Source organism: Frankia sp. CoBUL1 (genome assembly GCF_978021245.1).
This window is the reverse complement of record NZ_CDXDOS010000325.1, coordinates 1-3,318: the sequence shown is the minus strand read 5'-3', so window position 1 is coordinate 3,318 and position 3,318 is coordinate 1. Positions and strand designations below refer to the sequence as shown.

General features: G+C 72.8%; 1 protein-coding gene and 2 pseudogenes. All 3 read right to left on the bottom strand.

Features of this window, described 5'->3' with window-relative positions:
• Positions 1-253: 253 nt before the first annotated feature.
• Positions 254-2,332, bottom strand: coding sequence for a DEAD/DEAH box helicase (locus AC08OX_RS16335; protein ID WP_476608608.1), 2,079 nt, complete (start codon positions 2,330-2,332; stop codon positions 254-256).
• Positions 2,315-2,740, bottom strand: a pseudogene (locus AC08OX_RS16330) (TM0106 family RecB-like putative nuclease); the annotation flags it as partial. The gene AC08OX_RS16335 and the pseudogene AC08OX_RS16330, both read right to left, overlap by 18 nt.
• Positions 2,741-2,752: 12 nt before the next feature.
• Positions 2,753-3,318 (bottom strand): annotated as a pseudogene (locus AC08OX_RS16325) (TM0106 family RecB-like putative nuclease); the annotation flags it as partial.

Genomic DNA, 3,318 nt, shown 5'->3' with positions numbered 1-3,318 from the left:
GTCCCTCGACGCCATCACGATCATCCTATCGAGGCGTCGCTACGACCGTTTGACCCCGCCAGTCATGAGCATCCCCTTCCCCAACCTGCCCAGACGTCGCGAATCCTAGCACCGGCTTTACAATAAGCACAAACAAATACCGACGAAACGGACTTTACATATCTGCATGAGAGTCGGGGGCCGCGGGCGCGTAGTGGACTCCGTGGCTTCATCGCCACCACCCACCAGGTTCCGGCAACGTACCAAGAAAGTGTCAGGAATGTATCGGGGAGCGCACGGTGAGCAGGTCCGTTCGGGCCATGGCACGCAGCCGGGCTAACCCGGCGAGGAGCTGAAGTTCGGCGACCGAACGGGGAGAGCTGTCGAGCAGCGCCGGTGACATGACCAGCGCCGCCGCCACCTGTGCCCGGGAGATCGCGACGTTGAGCCGGTTGCGGGAGAGCAGGAAGTCCAGCCCCCGCGACGCCTGGGCCGAGCTGGACGTGGTGAGCGAGGTGATGACGACGGCTGCCTCCTGGCCCTGGAAACGGTCCACCGTCCCGACCCGCACCCCGGGCAGGCCCGCCTTGCCCAGCGCGTGCTCGACCGCCCGCACCTGCCGGTTGTAGGGGGCGACGACGAGCAGGTCACTGCCGAGGAGCGGGCGCAGGGGCCCGCCGTCGACGAGGGTACGACCGAGCAGGTGGCGAACGATGTCACGGATCACGGCCACCTCCTCGTCCGACCGGGTGCCGTTGTCGTGATGCTCGACGTCGTGCAGGTACAGCCCGGCCGGCACACCCGCCACGGCGCGCGTCCCGGCCACCGGATGCGCGTGCAGCAGCCCCCGGTACGCCAGCGCCGACACCGGCGCGCACACGGCCGGGTGCAGCCGGCGGGTCCGGTCGAGGAAGTAGCCGAACTCGGGCGGGATCACCTCGGCGTCGCCGAGCAGATGCGACAGCGCCGATGCGTCCGCGCCGTCCGGATGGATGCCGGCCGCTACCTGCGGCAGTTGCTGCGGATCGCCGAGGAGCACGAGGTTGCGGGCCGCGCCAGCCACCGCGAGGGTGTCCGCGAGCGCGAACTGCCCCGCCTCGTCGATGATCAGAACGTCGAAGGGGTCACCACGCAGCACCGGGTTCGCGAACGCCCAGGCGGTGTCCCCGACCAGGTGGCCCTCGGGGTGCTCCCGGCGCCACGCCGCGAGTGCCCGCAGATCCCGCGGACCATCCCAGGGCGGGAACATGCCCGAAGCCGCCGAAGCCGGCCTCGCCCCGGACCGCTGTTTCTTCGCGGCGGGCACCGCGGGGCGCCAGGCGGGCACGGCGTCCGCGGCCCGGATATCCGCGGCCCGGGTATCCGCGGGCTTCGGGTCCGCCGGCGGCTGGCCGGTCGCGGCGAGCATCGCGTTCTCGATCGCCTTGTGACTGGTCGAGCAGACCCCGACCGTGCGCCCCTGCTCGACGAGATGGCGGATGAGCCTGCCGGCGAGGTAGGTCTTGCCCGCCCCCGGCGGCCCCTGCACGGCCAGGTAGGAGCCGTCGAGCGTGCTCACCGCGGCGAGCACGGCGGCAATCTGGTCTCCGTCGTGCTCGCCGGGCGCCGGCAGGTCGTCCCGGCCGACCAACCGCGGGGGGCGACGCCGCAGCAGGTCCAACGCGGGGTCCGCGGGCAGATCCGGCAGGGCGTCGGCGGTCCGGCGGGCGAGGTCGCGGATCGCCGCCGGCTTGGGTTCCGGACGCACCGGCGATCCGGGCAGCACGGCGAGGGGCGGCCTGCGGGCCACGCCGTCGGGGGCGACGCTCTCCCGCAGCAGCAGCGTGTGCGGCTCGGCCCGCTCGACGACCGCGTCGGTGGTGGCGCCCTCGGCCCCGGGCGGTCCCGGGTAGAGCAGCCGCACCGCCTCGCCGCGGTCGAAGGGATGCGGACGGTCCGGATCGACGCGGGCCTGCAGCAGTCGACGACTCCGCCGCCGTCGCCCGGCCGGTTCGACCCAGTCCTCGACAACGGTCCAGCTCACCGGGACCGCGCAGTCGTCGGCCGATTCCAGCGTGGCGCGATCGGCGGTCAGCGCCGCGAAGTACGACCACCAGGCGGGCTTGTTCTCACGCCGGTGGTATCCGACGGCCGCGGCGAGCAGGGCGCGCGCCCGCTGGTCTCCCGTCCAGTCGGCCGGATCGTCGGGAAGGCCCGCGACGAGGGTGTCGACGAGCGCGTCGTCGTCGGCGGTGTCGGCTGCGGTGTCGGCTGCGGCAGCGGTTCCAACGGCGGCAGCGGTGTCGATCCGCGGCGTGCCGCCGTCGGCCCCCCGCAGGCCCAGGAGCCAGCGGTGCAGTCGGTGAGTCGACACGCAGTCGATCCGGTTGTAGTCGGCGATCTGAGCGAGGACGCGGTCGGCCGCGGCGAGCTCCCCGGCTGCGCGGTGTGCCAGGAAGCTCTCGTACGCCACGATGCTGTCGGTGGCGTTCTTCACCTCGGCCTGTCGGGCACCGGGCAGGAACAGCGGTTCGAGGTGTTTGATCGAGTAGGACGGCTGGGAGATCCGCAGACTGCGCCGGACCACGGCGTAGAGATCCACCAGCCGGTGCCCGGCGAGCAGATCGTCTACCTGCCGTTCCCGCGTGCCGTGTCGCGCGGCCAGCCGGCGCAACGCGTTCGACTCGTAGGGCGCGTAATGGTAGATGTGCGCGCCGGGGTGCGCCCGCAACCGCTCCGTCGCCCAGTCGACGAAACGCTCGAACGCCTGCCGCTCCCCCGCCCGATCGTGTGCTCAGAACGCCCGGAAGAGCTCGCCGTCCGCGAGGGTGACCGCGCCGAACAGGTACTCCAGACCGGCGGCGTCCAGCGCGTACGGATCGCCCTCCATATCGAAGTAGATGTCACCGGGATCGGGCACCGGAAGGGCCGCGAGCCCCTCCGGGCCGGTCATCCGGACGGTCACCGTCCCGACCGGGTCGTCCGCGGTACGCGTCGCATCCTGCGCGGCCTGCAGTTCCGCCTGAAGACGCAGTCCCGCGAACGTCGCTGGGGACATCGTCGCGGGCCGCTGGTCGTCGCGGGCCGCGGCGAGCTCCTCCACCGCGGTGATGCCGGCCGCGCGCAGCACCCGTCGCTGGTCGCCGCGCAGCCCGGCGACCAGCGACAGGTCGCGGGCCTCCGCCCGGCCGCGCGCGCAGTGCGCGCTGAACGCGCAGGTGGCACAGGCTGACCGGGGCTCGGCCCAGGACGGTTCGGGAACCGCGGGGGCAGCCGCCAGCCGATCGGCGAGACGGCTGCGCGCGTGCCCGACCATCGGCACGACATCGTCGACCGGGAACGTGCGCACGACCCCGACCC